The organism is Nocardia sp. NPDC059236, from assembly GCF_042754085.1.
Classification (GTDB): Bacteria; Actinomycetota; Actinomycetes; order Mycobacteriales; family Mycobacteriaceae; genus Nocardia.
The window spans coordinates 99,029-119,392 of record NZ_JBHZAF010000016.1 but is presented as its reverse complement, the minus strand read 5'-3'; the positions used below and the strand labels follow the sequence as shown (position 1 = coordinate 119,392).

The following is a 20,364-nucleotide window of genomic DNA, read 5'->3' as shown; positions in this document are numbered from 1 at the left end:
TTTCGAATCACCCGACACGACAGCAAGATCACCACAACACGCGCGGTAAATCGTTGGCTAACAGAAGATTTGGTTGCCAGTGCGCACTAATCGAGCGTCCCGACAGGTCGCGACCCGCGCGGTTCGACGCACCGACACGGCAGCCCGGACAGTACCGGGCCTCAGCCCATCTCGAGGCGAGCCCAGCCGTTGGCAACGCGCATACTGCCGATTTTCGTGCGCTTGCAGCCGAGCGGGAGGTCTGAACCGCAAATCTGAACCGCAAACCTGTCCGACCCGGCCGTTACGGTGATCGGTACACAATCGCTCATGGGGGCCAAATATGGGTTATGACATCAGCTTTCATCCAGTGGACATGCGCCTGGTCGAGGAACGGGTCATACCGTTTCTGGCCGGTCGGGGCAGCGACGATGATCTGGACGATCTGATCGCCGACGCCGTGCGACAGGCGAAGGTTCGGTTTCGTGCGAACGCGTGGGGACTGGGCGTTCTGAAGGCATCCGGCAGCGGGGATTTCGATAGCGGCCTCTACCTCTGGGGTCGGCCGTTCTTCGTCACCGCCGACGATCCCGCGACCGTCGCCGAAACCGTTGTGCGCTATTGCAATTCCGCTCTCGACGAGGTCGACGACCTGGCCCGCAGTCAGATCGACCTGCTCGATCCGGCCCTGTCGAAACACGTCGAGCCCGACATGGCAGGCACCCTGCCCGCCGACCATAACCTGGCCAAGGGCTTCCGCTGGAAGCTCGACCTGCTGCGGGAAGCGACGTCCGCAGTCCGCGCCGGCCGCCCGACCATCCGCAATGGCGATGGCGACGAGATCTCCGCCGCGGACGCACTGACCGGCAATATTCAATTCGTCCTGATCGAATTCCTCGCCGCGCTGCTTCCCGGCTGGATCGAGCGCGGCCGGGTATGGCCCACCGAACTGGCCGAACAAGCCACAACCAACGGCTATCCGCCACTGTCCGACAACACCCCGTTGTTCGGTTCCTTCCCGGCCGAATTCCCGTCGCTGAATTGGGAATCCAACTGGACCATCCCCTCCAACTACGCGATCGGCGGCTACGCCGCACCCTCGAACATCCAGCCCTTGCGAAACTGGCTGTCCCAGAATGTCGAAGCGCTCGCCGCGGTGGGCGACCAATGGGACGATCGCCCCTACGTCCGCAAGGCCCTCCGCAAGTTCGACGAAGCCTTGGCCCTGGCCGAACTGACCGGCTCCGCCTTCGTCGAAGCCGCCGAGATCTACTACCCCGGGATGGGCACCGTCAACTGACGCCCGCCCACTCCTTCGCACGCATGCCGCCAGGCGTCCGCCTATGCCGCAACCCGCGCGGTCCGAGGTGGCCGGCGCGACGCATCTGGCGGCGAGACCGACTGCGGCCCAGGATATTCGTATTGCGGACTTTCGTGTGATGTCGGATGCTCGGAGGTGGCGTCATGCTGTTGCCGAATATCTCTGGGCAACAGGGCATCCCGGCCGGGATCGGTGACACTCCGCAGGGAGGTGATCATGATTGTCTGTGGGCGGCTTGCGGAGGCGGGGTTGGCCGCTGCGCGGCGACTGGCTGTCGAGTATCTGCTCGGTGCCGAGGGGGTCGACCGGTGCTGGGCCTGGCGTCCGGACCTGGTGGTGTCGGCACTGGTGCGCGGGCAGGTGGTCGGCGTATGTTTCGCGTCTCCGGGCTCCGGAACCGGGATCGTGGTGGACGGGATCGCGGTGGACGGGGACTTTGCGGGCCGTGGAATCGGTTCGAGGCTGTTGTGAGAACCTGCACACCGTCGTGGTCCTCGACGGCGCGCTCGTCACGCTTGGGGAGCTGCTCCCGATGCGGTGGCAGGAGCTTTGGGACGACTGATCCACCGCTCGCTCACGATCGCCTTCAGGTAGAACGCCCCACCTCAGTCGGTCGCGAGGCGGGTGGGCAGTGGAGCGAGGGAGAAGTTCTTCCAGATGTAGTGTCCATCTGGTGCTGGTCCAGGGTCAGGTTGTCGACGCGGTCCACTTTGCCGTCGGAGTTGAAGTGCCACACCAGCGCCCACAGGGTGTCGACCTGGCCTTCGCCTTCGGTCGAATAGCCGCGGTGGATATCGACGACGTATTCCGCGTTGGCTTCGAGGAAGAATGTCTCGGCCTTCATGCCCGCCTTGGCCAGCTGGGCGAAGAAGGCCAGGACCTCGTCGAGTCCGTGTTTGGTTCCGGAGAGCGCGTGGTGCCCGGGAATAGTCCATGCGATGTCGTCGGTGAGTACCGCCCTCATGCCGTCCAAGTCGTAGCGCGCATATGCCTCGAAGAAGTCGCTGATCGCCTGGATCTTCGGGTCCTGCTGTGTCACCGCGTGATTCCTTTCGAAGAGGGGATCCGCAGTCTGCGTCCGGTCGCTGGCAGAACGCTGGCATCGGTTGCCAGCGACGGACGCCCAGATAAGGACCCAGGCGGCGGCCCTCGAACAAAGAACCGGCAGATACCGTACGGTACCTGCCGGTTCAGCGCCGGGTGCGACGAGTGGACTCGGGTGCCTCCGAGGCTCAGCGGGTGGCGATGATCGCCGAGCCGTGACCGAAGAGACCCTGGTTCACCGCGATTCCGGCGCGGGCATTCTCGACCTGGCGACCGTCGGCCTGGCCACGCAACTGCCAGGTGAGCTCGCAGATCTGGGCGATGGCCTGCGCTGGAATCGCCTCGCCGAAACAGGCCAGGCCGCCACTGGGGTTCACCGGGACCCGGCCGCCCAATGTGGTTGCGCCACTACGCAACAGCGCCTCGGCGCCGCCCGTTTCGCAGAGCCCGATGTCCTCGTACCAGTCCAGCTCCAGCGCGGTGGACAGGTCGTAGACCTCCGCGAAGGACAGTTCGTCCGGCCCGAGCCCGGCCTCCTCGTACGCGGCCTGCGCGATGGCGGAGCGGAACGCGTGCGGCGGGGCCTCGACGGCCACCGCGGAATCGGTGGCGAAATCCGGCAGATCGATGACGGTCTTCGGGAAGGTCGGCGTGACCGTCGACAGCGCCCGGATGCGGACCGGGTCGGCGATGCCGTGCCGGCGCGCGTAGTCCATCGACGTCAGCACCAGCGCGGCGCCGCCGTCACTGGTCGCGCAAATGTCGAGCAGCCGCAGGGGATCCGACACGATCGCCGAGGCCGCGACCTCCTCGGCCGCCACCTCCTTGCGATACCGGGCATACGGGTTGTTCAGGCCGTGGCGGGCGTTCTTCACCTTGACGGCGGCGAAATCCTCGAGCGTGGCACCGTGCAGCGCCATCCGGCGGCGGGCGTAGAGCGCGAAGTAGATCGGGTTGGTCGCGCCGAGCAGGTGGAAGCGCAGCCAGTCCGGATCATCGCGGCGTTCACCGCCGACCGGCTGGAAGAAGCCCTTCGGGGTGGTGTCGGCGCCGATCACCAGCGCCACATCGGTCAGTCCGGCCAGGATCTGCGCACGCGCATTGGCAATGGCCTGCGCACCCGAGGCGCAGGCGGCGTAACTGCTCGAGATCCGCGCACCCGACCAGCCCAATGCCTGAGCGAAAGTCGCGCCCGCGACGAAGCCGGGGTACCCGTTGCGGATGGTGTCCGCGCCGGCGATGTACCCGACATCGAGGTGGTCCACCCCGGCATCGGCCAGCGCCGCCCGCGCCGCGACCAGCCCGTACTCGACGAAGTTCCGCCCCCACTTGCCCCACGGGTGCATCCCCGCGCCGAGGACGGCGATGTCCCGATCGTTCGTGTCAGTCATTGACCGGCCTCCACATCCACACCGTGTGCTCTGCCTCGTCGTCCTCGTACAGCGTGCCCACGGCCAATTCCACCGGCATGCCCACGGCCAGATCGTCCACGGTGAACCCGCGCACCACCTGTCCGAGAATCACCATCTGCTCGACCTCGAGCTCCACCGCCGCAACGACATACGGCTCGAACGGATCCGCCGAGACATAGGGCGCGGGCGGCTTGTACCGGGCGTCCGCGTACGACCAGATCCGGCCACGCGTGGAAAACAGGTATTCGGCCAGCTCGGAGCCGTCCTTCGCACCGGCACAGCGCGGGTTGCGACAGGCCAGCGTGTTCCGCGGGAAATACGGTGTGCCGCAATCCTTGCACCGGCTCCCCTTGAGCCGCACCACACCGTCGTCCGCAGTGAACCAGTCAGCCACAGCGGGGCGTTGTTCTTTCTGCACAACCCCGACGGTATAGGAACACGTTCTACTTTGGGGCCGAATTCCACTCCGCGGATCCGCGCCCGGAGGTACGGTGACTCCAGATGGAGGATGCCCCGGCACCCTCGAGTCGATCTGGAGTACCACAACGCGATGGGCACCAAAGCCATTGACCCGCAGTCGATCCGCAACGTCACCCTCCTCGGCGACCCCGCCGACACGGCCCGAGTGGCCCACCACCTGCGCCGCGGTTCCGGCAACCCCACCTCCAGCCCCGCGACCACGCTCCACTGGGCAACAGACGGCGTCGAGCACATCATCCGCCTCGCCGAACTATCGACCCAAGCCCCCATCGCAGCCCTGCAGCGCTCCATCCGAGTAGCCGACGGCGTGATCGCAGTGGTCGACGCCGCCACAAGCCTCGCCCCCCGCCTCGAAACCATGCTCCGCGTAGCCGACGACCACCAGGTCGCCCGCCTCTGCCTCATCACCGGCCTCGACCACCCCGACGCCGACTTCGACCGCTGCGTCCGCACCATCGCCGACACCCGCGGCGCAGCCCCCCTCCCGCTCCAGATCCCCATCACCCCCGGCCCCGACCTCGAGGGCCTCATCGACCTGATCGCCCTCTGGTCCCTCGAACCCCTGGCCGCCGAAATCTATGGCAACCACTGGAAACTCGCCGAACCCTGGCACCGCAATCTCGCGACAACGGTGACAACCCAACGCGCCAGTTCTGCTACCCCCATCACCCAGCCAGAACTCCCCCGCGACCAGCTACATCACCGAATCCGCCACGCAACCCGCATAGGCGACACAATCCCCATCCTCTGCAACTCCGACGCCCTCACCCCACTCCTGGACGCCATAGTCCGCTACCTCCCGTCCCCATTGGACGTCTGCCAACCAGAACACGCCCTCGACTATTGACGGACGCCGCCCTCGCCGCGAATCAGCGCAGCGCTTTGCGCGCCTCCTTGATCATTCCTCTGATCTGTTGGCACAGAACGAATTTCAGGACAGAAATCCGAGTGAGGCGGGCCTGTCCTAACCGGCCCAGCCGACCCTCGTCCGGGGCGGGCGTGGTTGGGCTCGTTCTCGCAGGGTCAGGTAGGAGGCCAGGACGGACCGTGCATGACGACGGAACGGTTCGGTGCCCACCGGGCCCTGGGAGATGAGGATGCGACGGACGCGGTGGCGGAACATCGGGAGGCTGATGCCGAAGGTGGTGAGGACTTCCTCGCTGGGCGGGCCGCCGAAAGGCTGCCAGGTGAGGGCGAAGTCGATCAGCTGCTGTTCGTCGCTGTTCATGGAGAAGCGATTGTCTCTCGGTGGGATGGTGGTCAGATCGCGATGAGGCCGATCTCGGCGCAGCCCTGGAGCAGGGCCTCCCGGCCGAAGGCTTCGATGGGGCCGACGACGCCCGTGGTCAGCCGTGGGCCGGTGAGGAGTTGCGCTGCGCCCCAGGCGATGAGCTCGCCGGTGAGGGTGTAGATGCTGGGGCCCTCGAGGTGGACCTCGGCCAGGGCGCCGGTCACGTCGGAGGCGACGGCGACCACGTGGGTGAGGGTGCGGGCGCGTTCGGCGGTGTCGGGGCCACCGGCCGGGCCGATCATCGGCCGGCTCAGCAGATCGACCAGGGCACGACCGCCCGGAATCCGCACGGTGGCAGCGGCAATCGCGGTTTGGACCGAGATCAGTCGGCTCAGTGCGGGGAACCAGCCGTTGTACACGGTGACGTTGTCGAGGGCCGGGAACGCGCTCGGCAGGTACAGCACTTCGGTGCCGGAGACGAGGAATGCGCTTCGCCGGCGGCCACGCACGGTGAACGCCCGAACCTTCGAGGCGGTGCGTGCATCGGTGATCCGACGGTCGCGCCAGCTCACGATCGGCAGGGTGACGGCGTCACGCATGGTGGTGCGGGTGCCCTGACTCAGGCCACGCCACAGGGGGCCGGTGGCGAAGTAGCCGATATCGATCGAGCGTGCGCGGTCACCGGCCCGGTGCGCGGCCAGAGTGCCGGCGAGGATCCCGGGCACATAGTCATAACCGAACGCGGGCACCATGACCGCCCCGGTGGCACGTGCGCGATCGTTCAGGTCGCGGTGCAGGCCACGGACGAAACCGACTTCGCCGGTGGAGTCGATGTAATGCGCACCGATGTCGGCGGCCGCGCGCGCCACCACGTGCCCGAACCGCTCGAAGGGCCCGACTGTAGTGATCAGGACATCGCCGCGGCCGACCACTGCCGCGATGCTCGCGGCATCGGTGACATCGACCAGCGCGTAATCCAGTCCTCGGGATCGTTGCGCGAGGGCGTGCAGCGCGTCGCGATCACGGCCTGCCAGAACAGGTTCGATACCTCTGCGCCGCAACGAGTCGAGCACGAGTCCGCCGGTGTATCCGGTGGCGCCGGGCAAGACGATGCGTCCGGTCATGAGGGGGTTGCTCCTTGTCTGATGGTCGGAATCTGGGGCGCATGGCGCGGGGATACCTATCCGCCGATGTTCACGCGAGCGATCTGTCGGCTCAAACGGGTCGAAACCTGGCCGATGGCGCGGAACACGTAGGCCTCCGGAGTCATGCGCCGAACACGCGGCGGTCGAGACCGGCCACGACCCTCGGATAGAGCTCCGGGAAGCGCCGGACCGCATAGTCGAGCACCTTTGCGTCGCGGCCCACCCGGATGCGCGGCGAGCCGGCGGCGACACCGTCGAGGATGATGTTCGCGGCATCGGAAGGCTGCATCCGCAGCAGTCTCTGGTTGTAGAAATCCACCCGCTTACGTTGGGAGGCAGTGAGATCGACGCCGCGGGCCGACGCGTCGGCGAGGTTCCCGGAAGCGATGCCGGTCTTCACGCCGCCGGGGTGAACCGTGGTCACCTTCACCGGATGGCGGGCGGCGAGGACTTCGGTGCGCAGGGCCTCGGTGAAGCCGCGGACGCCGAACTTGCTGGCGCAGTAGGCAGTCAGCGTCGGCTGCGCCAGATGTCACCTGCGGACGACCCCGCGCTCATGCGAGCACCGAAACAGCGAGCTGAGCCGGACGGCTTACGGCCGGGGTTTCGAAGTGCAGCTCGGGATCGAGGATGCTGCCTTTTCGCAGGATGTGCACGTCGTCCTGGTAGTTCATCGACGTCCGCCACGGCATCCGATCGCCCTGGGTGGGCAGCTGGTCGACCATGCGCTGGATGTAGCCCGCGGCGAAATCGAGGAACGGCCGGGTCGGCATGGTCTTGTCCGCGACCTCGGCGCGCGCGATCCGGTAGCCGTGCTCGTCCATGTGGGCCAGCAGGCGGCAGAAATGCTCACACAGCAGGCCGATCTTCAATGTCCACGACGAGTTGGTGTAGCCGATGGCGTAGGCCAGATTCGGCACTCCCGACAGCATCAAACCCTTGTACGCCATGGTGTTCGGCAGCTCGATCGAGTGCCCGTCCACGGTCACCGGGATACCGCCGAACGCCTGCACGTTCAGGCCCGTGGCCGTGACGATGATGTCGGCGTCGAGTTCCCGGCCCGAAGCCAGCCGGATACCGGTCTCGGTGAAGGTGTCGATGCGGTCGGTGACCACCGAGGCCTTGCCGTCGCGGATGGCGGCGAACAGGTCACCGTCGAGGACGGTGCACAGGCGCAGTTCCCACGGGTTGTACGGCGGATTGAAATGCTCGTCGACCGGATAGCCCTCCGGCAGCTGTTTGGCATTGGCCCACCGGATGAATCGGCGCACCTGGTCCGGGTACTTCTGCGAGAGACTCCAGATGAGCTTCTGCTGGGCGATGTTCTTGCGGCGGGTCCAGGCGTAGCCGCGTTCGTCGCCGAGCAGCCGCTTCATCGCGTTCGCGATCGGGTCCTTCTTCGGCACCGGCAGGATGTAGGTGGGGGTGCGTTGCAGCATCGTCACGTGCGCAGCGGAATCCGCCATCGCGGGTATCAGGGTCACCGCGGTCGCGCCGCTGCCGATGACGACGACACGCTTGCCGGCGTAGTCCAGGTCCTCGGGCCAGTGCTGGGGGTGCACGACCGTGCCCCGGAACCGGTCACGGCCGGTGAACTCGGGGGTGAATCCCTCGTCGTAGCGGTAGTAGCCGGCGGCGGAGAAGATCCAGTCGGCGGTCAGCTCCACCAGTTCGCCGGTGTCGGTGCGCTCCACCTGCAGCGTCCAGCGCGCCTCCGCCGACGACCAGGAACCCGCGATCACCTTGTGGTGGTAGCGAATTGCGTCGTCGAGGCCGTTCTCGGTGGCGGTCTCGCGCAGGTAGGACAGAATCCGTTCACCGTCGGCGATCGACTGCTCGTCGCGCCACGGCTTGAACTCGTAGCCGAAGGTGTGCAGGTCCGAGTCCGATCGAATACCCGGGTACCGGAACAGGTCCCAGGTGCCGCCCAGGCTGCCGCGGGCCTCGAGGATGGCGAAGCTCTTGTGCGGCACCATGGTTCGCAGGTAGCGGCCCGCACCGATGCCGGAGATTCCGGCGCCGACGATCACGACATCGACGTGTTCAGCGGACGACGTCCCGGAGGTCTGAGGGGGTGTCATAGCGGCTTCTTGTTCCGGCTCCGCATTCCACGCGACGGTGCGGAGGCTGGATTCCAGGATCGAATACCGCCGGAGAGTTGCGCCACAACATAGTGACGCACGATATTGGGATTGTGGTTCAAAATGACGCACGCGATGCGAGATGGCCCGAGCCCGGTCCGGAAACCGTCGCCCTCATCCGGCAGGCGGCGGAGATCGCGCTGAATCAGCCCGCGGAGTGGCTCGAGGACCTGCACGAGGCCTCCTTAGTGGGCGAGCGTATGCAGCGAATCGCGGACGACCCCGCGCTCGCCGACGCCGTGCGGCGCGCCAACGTCGCGAACGTCGCGCACTGGGCCTGGTGCAATACGCAGCATCCCGGCCGCAGGGTCCCGCCGAACCTCGGACCCGAAGCACTCTCGACAGCAAGGGATCTGGCGCGACGTGGACTGGACGAGGCCTCACTCGAGGCCTACCGCACCACCTACAGCGTCATATGGAACCGCTGCATGGAGGTGTGTTTCGCGCTCACCAACGATCCCCGGCAGCTGCGTGAACTGTTGGAGCTCGCCTCACTGTCGATCTCGACCTTCATCGAGGACACCATCGCCGCCGTCACCGACCAGCTGAAAGCCGAGAAAGCCGACCTCACCCGGGGCACCCACGCCGAACGCCGTGCCACCGTGTCACTGCTGCTCGAAGGCGCGCCGATCCGTCTCGCCCAGGCGGAAGCCCAGCTGGGCTACCGGCTGACCGGACCGCACACCGCCGCCACCCTGTGGGCGACGTCCTCCACGGTCAGCGACCAGCTCGAGGCCGCCGCGGAACTGCTCATGCGGATCAGCGGTGCTGGGCACCGGCTCACGATCGTGGCCGGCGCCGCAGCCCTGTGGCTGTGGCTGCCCGTCGACACCGCACCCGAACTGGCCCCGATCATCGAAGGACTCGATGCCGCACCGGACATCCGCATCGCCATCGGCCGGCCGGGCACCGACCTCGACGGGTTCCGCCGCAGCCACCTCGACGCCCTCGAAACCCAGCGCATGCTCGCCCGCCTCACCTCACACCGGAGAGTCGCCCGACATCAAGACATCCAGCTGGTCGCCGTCCTCACCAACGACCCCATCCGCGCCGACGAATTCATCACGGACACACTGGGCGACCTGGCCGGCGCCGACCCCGAGATAGTGGAAGCGCTCACCACCTACATCGAAGAACAGTGCAGCATCGCCCGCACCGCAGACCGCCTGTACACCCACCGCAGCACCGTGGTCCGCCGCCTGGCCCGAGCCGGCGAACTCCTACCGCGTCCCCTCGGAACCAACACCATTGCCGTCGGCGCAGCCCTCCACGTCCTCCGCTGGACCCGCTGACTGCCCCATGCAGCGGTATCCGACCGCAGATCGCCCCACGAAAAACCTTGGCAGACATGCGTGTTCAAGAGACACCCCAACAGAATTCGGCTCCGATACCGCCGTCGAGATCGGGATAGCCCCCGTAGCTATCGAGCGCAAACATTTCGCCGACCACTGGGTGCAGGTGCTCGACAAATACCCAATCGGTTGAAACCCGATTCCGCGTAAGCTGAAAGCGGACGCGCCGTACTGGTCACGCGGCGACCGGAAACTACTCGCATCGAGGTGAAAGAAACATGGCCTCCGATGTTTCGCTACAGCCCAGGTGAACCGGGCGCAGGTAATTCGTTTCGCCAGCAGACGAGAACGCCAGTAGTTTCTGGTTACATCCTGCTCGGGCCGGGCCGCACCCGGAAGTAAGAACAAAGAAGAAAGTACGATCATGCGTAGAGCAACGGCGCTCTTCGCCGCATTACTGTTGGCCATCCTCTTTTCCATCACCTACGCGATAAGCCCGACGGCCCGGGCCGCCGGCTGCCCCGGCGACTGGGCCATCGGAGTCGGCGGATCAGGCGACCCGTCGGTGTTCGCTCCGTACGTCGATCAGTCCGTCGGGTACAACGCCGCCGATCCGATGTCGGCCTTGAACGAAATCGACCGGCTCTTCTGGTCACACCGCACAGAATGTCCGCGCGATCACATCCGTTTGATCGGGCACAGTGAAGGTGCGGGCATACTCCACGCCTGGGTCACCGCCCACCAAGATGTCGGCAATGCGAACGCCATCCTGCTATCGGATCCCAAACGCGCTCCGGGACCCGGTTCGGGTGGACTGTCCTCGACTCCCGGGAATTGGCTCATCGGTTATCCACTGGCCGGTGTCGACGATTGGTTCGGCAACATCCCGGTGCTCACCGTCTGCAACCACGACGACGAAATCTGTGACACATCGGCTGGTTGGCTGGGCTATGTGTTCGCGGGCGCGCATGATCGCTACGATTTCAACGTCTGGGACTACGGCGATTGGAATTCCGGCGTCTGGTATCGATAGTCGATGATTTGAGGTATCAGAATCGGCAGATGTATCCAGGGGCTTATGTGGAAAGAAATTCGCAATGCAGCAGATCTAATTGATTCCAGCGGCCATCGGCCCACAACGCGGCGCTCCGCGGGGACAAGTCCTGCGCCCCGAAGGGAACAACCTGTTGCAGGGCAAGGGTTCTCAGCGACGATGCAAGGAACAGCGATCGCCTGAGAGGCTTTCGAAGGTGGGCGCAGAGGGGATCGAACCCCCGACCGCTGGTGTGTAAAACCAGTGCTCTACCGCTGAGCTATACGCCCCAACTGCCCGGGCGGGGCCCGGGGTCGGATCGGTGCGCCGGACGTGGATGTCCGGGCAACGGGTTATGAATCTAGTGTGGCGAGGGCTTTTTCCCAAGCGTGCTGGTCACGGGGCTCGCCGGGGCCGTTCATTTCGGCGAAGCGAACGATGCCGTCCTTGTCGACGACGAAGGTGCCGCGGTTGGGGTAGCCGGATTTCTCGTTGAAGACGCCGTAGGTCTGGGCTACGGCGCCGTGCGGCCAGAAGTCGGAGAGGAGGGGGAAGGTGTAGCCCTGTTCGGCTGCCCAGATCTTGTGGGTGGGCGGGGGGCCCACGGAGATGGCGAGGATCTCGGCGTTGTCGTTCTGGAACTTGGGGAGTTCGTCCCGGACCTTGCAGAGTTCGCCCTGGCAGATACCGGTGAAGGCCAGGGGGTAGAAGACGATCAGGACGTTCTTCTCGCCGCGGAAGCTCGACAGCGTGACTTCCTGATTGTTCTGGTCCTTCAGCGTGAAGTCCGGTGCGACCGAACCGACCTCGAGCGGCATACCTTCCCCTCCATCCTCATGTCCTGAGCGCAGCACCGAGCGACACCGCGTGGAGACACGCGGAATCCACCGTTGTCACTCGGCTTACCTGAAACCTTAGTGGAGGCCTCAGCGCTGCTTGGAAGGTGTCTTGGGCTGGGTGAGCTTGGTGCCCGTCCAGGTGCCCAGGGAGACCGGGGTGGTCGCGGTGAGGCCGGCGGGGGTCGCCGACTCGCCGATTTCGCTCGGATCGACATGGCCGGGTTGACCGGTCTTGGGGGTGAGCACCCAGACGACGCCGTCGTCGGCGAGCGGGGTGATCACGTTCAGCAGCTCGTCCACCAGATCACCGTCACCCTCACGCCACCACAGCAGCACGACGTCGACCACCTCGTCGGTGTCTTCGTCGAGCAGCTCGGAACCGGTGGCTTCCTCGATCTCGGCGCGAAGCGCGTCGTCGGTATCTTCGTCCCAGCCCAGTTCCTGAACCACCATGTCGTGTGAAATGCCAAGCTTCTGAGCGTAGTTCTGCGCGTCCGCCGCGGCGACCACGGTGGTGTCCTCCTCAACTCCAGACAATAGGTAGTTGCAAGCGAACATGGTAAAAGCCCCCAGCGCAAGCCGATCGGCCGAAATCGCACCCTAAATGTCGTATGTGAGACCAGTGAGATCCATTGGACAGCCCGGTTTCACACCACGTGAAGGGCCCGATTCACTTGGCCGGGCAGGCGTTCCGGACACCGGTCAGAGCATCGTTGACCTTGCGACTCGCGTCGTTCAGCGGCGACACCGACGCGCTGGTCGTCATCTTCCGCACCTCCGCGGCCAGCGACCGCGCCGCGGTCACATAGTCGGTGAACTTCTGCCCCAGATCCGCCGGCAGGTCCGCACCCGACGCGCCCACCTGAGTCTCGACCGTCTTCGCGGCGTCCTCGAGCGCGGACGCCGCCGCGTCGCGCTTGGCGATCTGGTCGGCCGCGTTCGCGTCGTGCGCGTCGACGAACTCGTTGTAGCGATCGACAGCGGTCCCGGTGATCTTGCGGAACGGGTCGCAGTTGTCGAAGGTCGCCTTGGCGGTCGCCGCGGCCGCCTTCGAAGAGGCGGCAGCCGCCGAGGACGACGCGGCCTCGGCCTTGTACGACGTCACCTGAACCTGATTCACGGTCGGAGTACCCTCGACCGTGTTCGCGCACCCGGCGAGAACCAATCCCCCCGCCACCGCCGCGGACGCGCACACCAGTCCGAACCCCCGCGGGTTCAGCAGCTTCACTTGTTTCCTCCCCGATCCAGCCCGGCGGTGTTGGATGGCGTCGCGAGCGGCGCGATTCCCTGCGCAACCGTACTGGATTTCCGGCTGACATGATGACCTGGGCCGCATCATCGGCAAGGATGTGAGATGCGCCCCAGACCAATCGTTACGGGTATGCCGCCCACCAGCGGATATCCGGGGTATTGACGCCACACCAGATGTCCCACCCCATGTGTACGAGGAGCAAACGTCTTGACCGACTTGATGCACCCGACTTCGTCGAATTCCACCAATGGATCGGCACGCAAATCCCCGGCGGGAGGCCGGGTTCGAGTGATTCGCGAGGGGGTGGCGTCATACCTGCCGGACATCGACCCGGAGGAGACCAGTGAATGGCTCGACTCCTTCGACGAAATGCTCACCCGCGAGGGCCCCGGCCGCGCCCGCTACCTCATGCTGCGCCTGCTCGAACGCGCCGGTGAGCGCCATGTCGCCATCCCCGCGCTGACCTCCACCGACTACGTCAACACCATCCCCACCGAGAACGAGCCGTGGTTCCCCGGCGACGAGGAGGTGGAGCGCCGCTTCCGCGCCTACATCCGCTGGAACGCCGCGGTCATGGTGCACCGCGCCCAGCGGCCGGGAATCGGTGTGGGCGGCCACATTTCGACCTACGCGTCCTCGGCGGCGCTCTACGAGGTCGGTTTCAACCACTTCTTCCGCGGCAAGGACCACGCGGGCGGCGGCGACCAGGTGTTCATCCAGGGCCACGCCTCCCCCGGCATCTATGCCCGCGCCTTCCTCGAAGGCCGCCTCACCACGGACCAGATGGACGGCTTCCGCCAGGAGTACAGCCACGGCGGTCCGGGCCACGGCCTGTCGTCGTACCCGCACCCGCGCCTGATGCCGGACTTCTGGGAATTCCCCACGGTGTCAATGGGTCTGGGCCCGATGAACGCCATCTACCAGGCCCGCTTCAACCACTACCTGCACGACCGCGGCCTCAAGGACACCTCGGACCAGCATGTCTGGGCGTTCCTCGGCGACGGCGAGATGGACGAGCCGGAGTCGCGCGGCCTGATCCAGGTGGCCGCCAACGAGGGCCTGGACAACCTGACCTTCGTCATCAACTGCAACCTGCAGCGCCTCGACGGCCCGGTTCGCGGCAACGGCAAGATCATTCAGGAGCTGGAGTCGTTCTTCCGCGGCGCCGGCTGGAACGTCATCAAGGTGGTCTGGGGCCGGGAGTGGGACGCCCTGCTGCAGGCCGACCGCGACGGCGCGCTGGTGAACCTGATGAACAGCACGCCCGACGGCGACTACCAGACCTACAAGGCCAATGACGGCGCCTACGTGCGCGAGCACTTCTTCGGCCGCGACCCGCGCACCAAGGAACTGGTCAAGGGCCTGTCGGACGCCGAGGTTTGGAACCTCAAGCGCGGTGGCCACGACTACCGCAAGATCTACGCCGCCTACGCCGCGGCCATGGCGCACAAGGGTCAGCCGACGGTCATCCTGGCCAAGACCATCAAGGGCTACGGCCTGGGCAAGCATTTCGAGGCTCGCAATGCCACGCACCAGATGAAGAAGATGACCCTCGACGATCTGAAGGCGTTCCGCGACGTGCAGCGCATTCCGATCACCGACGCCGAGCTCGAGGCCAACCCGTACCTGCCGCCGTACTACCACCCCGGCCAGGACGCGCCCGAGATCCAGTACATGATGGATCGCCGCAAGCAGCTGGGCGGTTTCGTCCCCGAGCGCCGCACGCTGGCAAAGCCGCTGCAACTGCCCGGCGACGAGGCCTACCGTTCGGTCCGCAAGGGTTCGGGCAAGCAGTCGGTGGCCACCACCATGGCCTTCGTGCGCCTGATGAAGGAGCTGTTGCGCGACAAGGAGATCGGCAAGCGCATCGTCCCGATCATCCCCGACGAGGCCCGCACCTTCGGTATGGACTCGTGGTTCCCCTCGTTGAAGATCTACAACCGCAACGGCCAGTTGTACACATCGGTCGACGCGGATTTGATGCTTGCCTACAAAGAGTCGAGCATCGGCCAGATCCTGCACGAGGGCATCAACGAGGCCGGTTCCACCGCGAGCTTCACCGCGGTCGGCACCTCCTACGCCACCCACGGCGAGCCGATGATCCCGCTCTACATCTTCTATTCGATGTTCGGCTTCCAGCGCACGGGCGACGGCCTGTGGGCGGCGGCGGATCAGATGGCGCGCGGCTTCGTGCTCGGAGCTACCGCCGGGCGAACCACGCTCACCGGTGAGGGCCTGCAGCACAACGACGGTCACTCGCTGCTGCTGGCGTCCACCAACCCGGCCTGTGTCGCGTACGATCCGGCCTTCTCCTTCGAGATCGCCCACATCGTGCGCGACGGCATGCGCCGCATGTACGGCGGCGGCCCGGCCGAGGGCTACCAGGAGGCGCTGCCCGGCACCGATCCCGAATCGCGTTCGGTGCACCACGAATTCGGCGGCGAGGACATCTTCTACTACATCACCCTCTACAACGAGCCCTATGTCCAGCCGGCCGAGCCGGAGAACCTGGACGTGGCGGGTCTACTCAAGGGCATCTACCTGTACCGTCCCGGCGGCGCCGGCGACCTGCGCGCCAACATCCTGGTCGCGGGCGTCACCTTGCCCGACGGCATGCGCGCACAGGAGATGCTGGCCCAGGAGTGGGGTGTGCAGGCCGATGTCTACTCGGTGACCTCGTGGGGCGAGCTCCGCAAGGAGGCCCTCGCTAAGGAGATCGCCAAACTCCGTCACCCCGACCAGGATCCGGGTCTGCCCTACATCACCGAGGTGCTGTCCAAGGCGCAGGGCCCGGTCGTCGCCGCCTCCGACTGGATGCGCGCGGTGCCCGACCAGATCCGTCAGTGGGTGCCGACCGAATACATCACCCTCGGTACGGATGGTTTCGGTTTCTCCGACACCCGCCCGGCCGCGCGCCGCGTCTTCAATGTGGATGCCGCGTCCATCGTGGTCGCCGCGCTGCAGGGTCTCGCTGCTCAGGGCCGGATTTCACCCGCCACGGTGGCCGAGGCGGCACGCCGCTACGCCATCGACGACGTGAACGCCGCGCCGAAGGCGGCACCCGGTACCGAGGGCGGCGACGCATAACCGAACATAAATACCGTGGAACGTAAACCGCCGAGGCCGCGCCGGATCAACGAAGAGGGCACCTCCTCCCACGAGGTCTATCTCCCGACCGGCGCGCTCTCCCCGAATCGGCAGACGCGCGACCCGCTTCCGGACACTCTCCTGAAACGGGTCAAGCAGTTCTCCGGTCGCCTGTCCACCGAGGCCGTGGCCTCGATGCAGGATCGGTTGCCGTTCTTCGCCAATCTGGATGCCGCCCAGCGGGCCGGCGTCCAGATGCTGGTGCAGACGGCGGTGGTGAACTTCCTGGAGTGGCTGCAGGACCCGGAGTCGGATATCCGCTTCAGTCTCGATGCCTTCCAAGTGATTCCGGACGATCTGGCGCGGCGGCTGACGCTGCGCCAGACCGTCGACATGGTCCGGGTGGCCATGGAGTTCTTCGAGCAGTGGCTGCCGGCCCTGGCGCGCAACGACCGTCAGCTGGTGGCGCTCACCGAGGCGGTGCTGCGGTACGGGCGGGAGCTCGGTTTCGCCGCCGCCTCGGTGTACGCCTCGGCCGCGGAGTCGCGCGGCGCGTGGGACACCCGATTGGAGGCCCTGGTCGTCGATGCCGTGGTGCGCGGCGACACCGGCCCCGAAATGCTGTCCCGTGCGGCCACTCTCAATTGGGACGCGACCGCCCCGGCGACGGTCCTTGTGGGTACTCCCCCCAAGGACCAGGTGGCTGTTGTCAGTTCCGTACATAGTGTGGCCGGCCGGCACGGCCGCAACGCGCTCGCCGTGGTGCAGGGTTCGCGGCTGGTGATGGTAGTCAGCGGACATCTCGGCGACCCGATGTATCCGTCGCAGTTCCTGGCGGACCTGCTCGCCGAGGCCTTCTCCGAGGGCCCGGTGGTGATCGGCCCGACCATGCGGGCGCTGTCCGCCGCGCACGTCAGCTCGGTGGAGGCGATGGCCGGCATGGAGGCCGTGGTGGGTTGGCGGGGTGCGCCACGCCCGGTGCACGCCTCCGAACTCCTGCCCGAACGCGCCCTGCTCGGCGACCGTGCGGCCATAGACGCCCTGAACGAGCACCTCGTGCTGCCGTTGGCCGCCGCCAGCGCCGATCTATCGGACACGCTGGACGCCTATCTGGATTGCGGTGGAGCCGTCGAGACCTGCGCCCGCCAGCTGTTCGTTCATCCAAATACGGTGCGCTATCGGCTCAAGCGAATCGCCGACATCACGGGCCGGGATCCGATGAACCCGCGTGATGCCTATGTGTTACGAATCGCGGCCACAGTAGGTCGGCTGACACGAACTCGTAACGAATCACCCACTCCTGCCACTGATGTGACTCCCATCACAGATCCTAAGGATGGGGTGTAACGAGATTCGAGCATCGGGCGATCCGGACGGCCCACTTGGTCTTTTGTGGACTCCTCACAAAACTGCCAAGCAAGCTTCATTCGCGCCGACATCTCGTGAGAGCGGCCTCACAGTGTTTTCTTGAGTCGTGATCGCATTGCTCGCCCCTGGACAGGGCTCTCAGACTCCCGGCATGCTCACCCCTTGGCTCGATCTTCCCGGCGCTGCGGACCGCATCGCGCTGTGGTCGAAGGCCTCGGGGCTGGACCTGCTGCGGTTGGGCACGACTGCGACCGCCGATGAAATCGTCGACACGGCTGTCACCCAGCCGCTCGTCGTCGCGGCTGCCCTCATGGCTTTCGCGGAAATCCCGCAGGATTCGCTTCCCGCGGATACAGTCGTCGCCGGACACTCGGTCGGCGAATTCGCCGCCGCTGCCGTCGCCGGAGTCATCTCCGCCGATGACGCGGTGGTCCTGGCCGCCATCCGCGGAGCGGAAATGGCCAAAGCTTGCGCACTCGAGCCGACCGGTATGTCCGCTGTGCTCGGTGGTGACGAAGCGGAGGTGCTCGCTCGTCTCGATGATCTCGGTCTGATTCCGGCCAATCGCAATGCGGTGGGTCAGATCGTGGCCGCGGGTAAGCTCGAGGCGCTCGAAGCCCTTGCCGCGAACCCGCCCGAAAAGGCCCGCGTCCGTGCACTTCCGGTCGCCGGCGCCTTCCACACCGCGTTCATGGCTCCCGCCCAGGACGCGGTTGCGGAGGCCATCGCCAAGATCGCGCCCAGCGCGCCGGTCCGGACCCTGCTGTCGAACTTCGACGGGCAGCCGGTCAGCTCCGGCCAGGACGCGGTCGACAAGCTCGCTGCCCAGGTCACGCGCCCCGTGCGCTGGGATCTGTGCACTGAAACGATCCGTGCGGCAGGGGTTTCCGCGGTGGCAGAGTTGCCGCCGGCGGGCACCCTGGTCGGCATCGCCAAGCGGGAGCTCAAGGGCACCCCGAATCTGGCGCTGAAGACACCCGCGGACCTCCCCGCGCTCGCCGAACTCACCGCGGCAAGCTAGCTTGGCTCGCGGCCCGCTCCTATCAACGGCGATGGAGCAACCGGGTCGCAAACAATTGAAAATCCACCCTCTACAGGAAATAAGAAGGGAGCCACCACAGTGGCCGCTCTGACCCAGGAACAGATCGTCGAAGAGCTCGGGAAGATCATCGAAGAGGTGACCGGTATCGAGCCCTCCGAGGTGACCATCGAGAAGTCCTTCGTCGACGACCTGGACATCGACTCGCTGTCGATGGTCGAGATCGCCGTCCAGACCGAGGACAAGTACGGCGTCAAGATCCCCGACGAGGACCTGGCGAGCCTGAAGACCGTTGGCGACGCGGTGGCGTACATCCAGAAGCTCGAGGCCGAGAACTCCGACGCGGCCGCTGAGCTGAAGGCCAAGTTCGGCGCCGAGGGCGAGTAGGAACCGACACCGTGACCACTCCTTCCACCTTGAACGGGAACTTTCCCAACGTCGTCGTAACGAGCATGGCGGCGACCACGTCGATCGCCGGTGACGTCGATGCGACGTGGAAGGGCCTCCTCAATGGCGAGAGCGGCATCGACACTCTCGAGGACGACTTCATTGCGGAGTACGACCTTCCAGTTCGAATCGGCGGCCACCTGAAGGTGTCGCCGGACACGCTGCTCGATCGGGTCGAGATCCGTCGCATGGCGTACGTCGAGCGACTGGCGACCGTGCTCGGTCGCGAGGTGTGGAAGAACGCCGGCTCTCCCGAGGTCGACCCGCTGCGGCTGGGTGTGGCCATCGGCACCGGTCTCGGCGGCGGCGACGCGCTGATCGATTCGGTGGACAAGCTGAAGAACGGCGGCTATCGCAAGATCTCGCCGCTCGCTGTTCAGATGGTCATGCCGAACGGGCCGTCCGCCGTCGTCGGTCTCGAACTCAAGGCCCGCGCGGGTGTGATCACTCCGGTCTCGGCGTGTTCGTCGGGTTCGGAGGGCATCGCCAACGCGTGGCGGATGATCGTCATGGGTGACGCCGACATCATGGTCACCGGCGGTGTCGAGGGTTTCATCGACTCGGTGCCGATCGCCGCGTTCTCCATGATGCGGGCCATGTCGACTCGCAACGACGATCCGAAGGCGGCCTCGCGCCCCTTCGACAAGGATCGCGACGGCTTCGTCTTCGGCGAAGCGGGCGCGCTCATGGTCATCGAGACCGAGGAGCACGCCAAGGCTCGTGGCGCCACCATCCACGCCCGGCTCATGGGCGCGGGTATCACCTCCGACGGGTTCCACCTGGTGGCCCCCGATCCGGAGGGCAGTGGTGCGGCTCGCGCCATGCAGCGCGCGATGCAGACCGCCGGGTTGTCCCCCAAGGACGTGACCCATGTCAACGCCCACGCGACTGCCACCCCGATCGGTGACACCGCGGAGGCCAACGCGATTCACAAGGCCGGCGTGCAGCACGCTTCGGTCTACGCTCCCAAGTCGGCCCTGGGCCACTCGATCGGTGCCGTCGGCGCACTCGAGTCGGTACTCACGGTGCTCAGCATCCGGGATGGCATCGTCCCCCCGACGCTGAACCTGGACAACCAGGATCCGGCGATCGATCTGGATGTCGTGCACGGCGAGGCTCGCCGTCAGGACATCGAGTTCGCGATCAACAACTCCTTCGGTTTCGGTGGGCACAATGTCGCGCTCGCCTTCGGCCGGTACTGACACGGATTCATCCCGGTAAACCGGAAATCCGGCTCAGCTTTACCGGTCAGTA

20 protein-coding genes and 1 tRNA gene are annotated in these 20,364 nt (G+C 66.1%); 10 read left to right on the top strand and 11 right to left on the bottom strand.

Features of this window, described 5'->3' with window-relative positions:
- Positions 1–322: 322 nt before the first annotated feature.
- Complete coding sequence (locus ACFXIV_RS33975; protein ID WP_379399899.1) at positions 323–1,279, top strand: hypothetical protein; 957 nt, start codon at positions 323–325, stop codon at positions 1,277–1,279.
- A 237-nt stretch (positions 1,280–1,516) separates the two neighbouring features.
- Entirely contained in the window at positions 1,517–1,771 is a 255-nt protein-coding gene (locus tag ACFXIV_RS33970; RefSeq protein WP_379399900.1) for a GNAT family N-acetyltransferase, read from the top strand.
- A 115-nt stretch (positions 1,772–1,886) separates the two neighbouring features.
- Here the strand turns inward: ACFXIV_RS33970 and ACFXIV_RS33965 are convergent, their stop codons facing one another.
- The 3 genes from ACFXIV_RS33965 to ACFXIV_RS33955 form a co-directional block, all read right to left on the bottom strand.
- Positions 1,887–2,339: a nuclear transport factor 2 family protein gene (locus tag ACFXIV_RS33965; protein WP_379399901.1), complete on the bottom strand. Its 453-nt coding sequence runs from the start codon at positions 2,337–2,339 to the stop codon at positions 1,887–1,889.
- Positions 2,340–2,532: 193 nt separating this feature from the next.
- Positions 2,533–3,735 carry a lipid-transfer protein gene (locus ACFXIV_RS33960; protein ID WP_364615718.1) on the bottom strand — a complete coding sequence of 401 codons (1,203 nt, stop codon included), beginning with the start codon at positions 3,733–3,735 and terminating at the stop codon, positions 2,533–2,535.
- Positions 3,728–4,150, bottom strand: a complete 423-nt coding sequence (locus tag ACFXIV_RS33955; protein WP_379399902.1) for a Zn-ribbon domain-containing OB-fold protein — start codon at positions 4,148–4,150, stop codon at positions 3,728–3,730. The genes ACFXIV_RS33960 and ACFXIV_RS33955 overlap by 8 nt, the downstream gene beginning before the upstream one ends.
- A 156-nt stretch (positions 4,151–4,306) precedes the next feature.
- Between ACFXIV_RS33955 and ACFXIV_RS33950 the strand changes: the two genes are divergently transcribed.
- The gene (locus tag ACFXIV_RS33950) at positions 4,307–5,083 is read left to right on the top strand and encodes a GTP-binding protein (RefSeq protein WP_379399903.1); all 777 of its coding nucleotides are present in this window, start codon (positions 4,307–4,309) and stop codon (positions 5,081–5,083) included.
- 117 nt (positions 5,084–5,200) lie between these two features.
- Here the strand turns inward: ACFXIV_RS33950 and ACFXIV_RS33945 are convergent, their stop codons facing one another.
- From ACFXIV_RS33945 to ACFXIV_RS33930, 4 genes are all read right to left on the bottom strand, one after another.
- Positions 5,201–5,464, bottom strand: coding sequence for a hypothetical protein (locus ACFXIV_RS33945; protein WP_379399904.1), 264 nt, complete (start codon positions 5,462–5,464; stop codon positions 5,201–5,203).
- Between the two features lie 32 nt (positions 5,465–5,496).
- Positions 5,497–6,591 (bottom strand): saccharopine dehydrogenase family protein, encoded by a 1,095-nt coding sequence (locus ACFXIV_RS33940; RefSeq protein ID WP_379399905.1) that lies wholly within the window; start codon positions 6,589–6,591, stop codon positions 5,497–5,499.
- 142 nt (positions 6,592–6,733) lie between these two features.
- Positions 6,734–7,126: an SDR family NAD(P)-dependent oxidoreductase gene (locus tag ACFXIV_RS33935; protein WP_379421381.1), complete on the bottom strand. Its 393-nt coding sequence runs from the start codon at positions 7,124–7,126 to the stop codon at positions 6,734–6,736.
- Positions 7,127–7,166: 40 nt separating this feature from the next.
- On the bottom strand, positions 7,167–8,693 hold the full coding sequence (locus ACFXIV_RS33930) for a flavin-containing monooxygenase (protein WP_379399906.1): 1,527 nt from the start codon (positions 8,691–8,693) through the stop codon (positions 7,167–7,169).
- Between the two features lie 113 nt (positions 8,694–8,806).
- Here ACFXIV_RS33930 and ACFXIV_RS33925 point away from each other — a divergent pair, with 113 nt between their 5' ends.
- Both ACFXIV_RS33925 and ACFXIV_RS33920 read left to right on the top strand, forming a co-directional pair.
- Entirely contained in the window at positions 8,807–10,045 is a 1,239-nt protein-coding gene (locus ACFXIV_RS33925; RefSeq protein WP_379399907.1) for a PucR family transcriptional regulator, read from the top strand.
- Between the two features lie 424 nt (positions 10,046–10,469).
- Positions 10,470–11,078 carry a hypothetical protein gene (locus ACFXIV_RS33920; protein WP_379399908.1) on the top strand — a complete coding sequence of 203 codons (609 nt, stop codon included), beginning with the start codon at positions 10,470–10,472 and terminating at the stop codon, positions 11,076–11,078.
- A 218-nt stretch (positions 11,079–11,296) separates the two neighbouring features.
- Here ACFXIV_RS33920 and ACFXIV_RS33915 read toward each other — a convergent pair.
- The 4 genes from ACFXIV_RS33915 to ACFXIV_RS33900 form a co-directional block, all read right to left on the bottom strand.
- Positions 11,297–11,368, bottom strand: a tRNA-Val gene (locus tag ACFXIV_RS33915).
- A 63-nt stretch (positions 11,369–11,431) separates the two neighbouring features.
- A complete protein-coding gene (locus tag ACFXIV_RS33910) occupies positions 11,432–11,896 on the bottom strand; it encodes a peroxiredoxin (RefSeq protein ID WP_354838203.1) in 465 nt (154 codons plus the stop codon).
- A 108-nt stretch (positions 11,897–12,004) separates the two neighbouring features.
- On the bottom strand, positions 12,005–12,427 hold the full coding sequence (locus ACFXIV_RS33905) for a DUF3052 domain-containing protein (protein ID WP_354838512.1): 423 nt from the start codon (positions 12,425–12,427) through the stop codon (positions 12,005–12,007).
- Between the two features lie 160 nt (positions 12,428–12,587).
- Positions 12,588–13,145, bottom strand: a complete 558-nt coding sequence (locus ACFXIV_RS33900) for a hypothetical protein (RefSeq protein WP_379399909.1) — start codon at positions 13,143–13,145, stop codon at positions 12,588–12,590.
- A 243-nt stretch (positions 13,146–13,388) separates the two neighbouring features.
- Here ACFXIV_RS33900 and aceE point away from each other — a divergent pair, with 243 nt between their 5' ends.
- The 5 genes from aceE to ACFXIV_RS33875 all read left to right on the top strand — a co-directional run bounded on the left by aceE (position 13,389) and on the right by ACFXIV_RS33875 (position 20,312).
- Positions 13,389–16,256: a pyruvate dehydrogenase (acetyl-transferring), homodimeric type gene (aceE, locus tag ACFXIV_RS33895; RefSeq protein ID WP_379400046.1), complete on the top strand. Its 2,868-nt coding sequence runs from the start codon at positions 13,389–13,391 to the stop codon at positions 16,254–16,256.
- Positions 16,257–16,301: 45 nt separating this feature from the next.
- Complete coding sequence (locus ACFXIV_RS33890) at positions 16,302–17,603, top strand: PucR family transcriptional regulator (RefSeq protein WP_379400047.1); 1,302 nt, start codon at positions 16,302–16,304, stop codon at positions 17,601–17,603.
- A gap of 127 nt (positions 17,604–17,730) precedes the next feature.
- Positions 17,731–18,645 carry an ACP S-malonyltransferase gene (locus ACFXIV_RS33885; RefSeq protein WP_379399910.1) on the top strand — a complete coding sequence of 305 codons (915 nt, stop codon included), beginning with the start codon at positions 17,731–17,733 and terminating at the stop codon, positions 18,643–18,645.
- A 99-nt stretch (positions 18,646–18,744) separates the two neighbouring features.
- Positions 18,745–19,050, top strand: a complete 306-nt coding sequence (acpM, locus tag ACFXIV_RS33880; protein WP_033086997.1) for a meromycolate extension acyl carrier protein AcpM — start codon at positions 18,745–18,747, stop codon at positions 19,048–19,050.
- 11 nt (positions 19,051–19,061) lie between these two features.
- A complete protein-coding gene (locus ACFXIV_RS33875; RefSeq protein WP_379399911.1) occupies positions 19,062–20,312 on the top strand; it encodes a KasA/KasB family beta-ketoacyl-ACP synthase in 1,251 nt (416 codons plus the stop codon).
- Positions 20,313–20,364 lie beyond the last annotated feature (52 nt).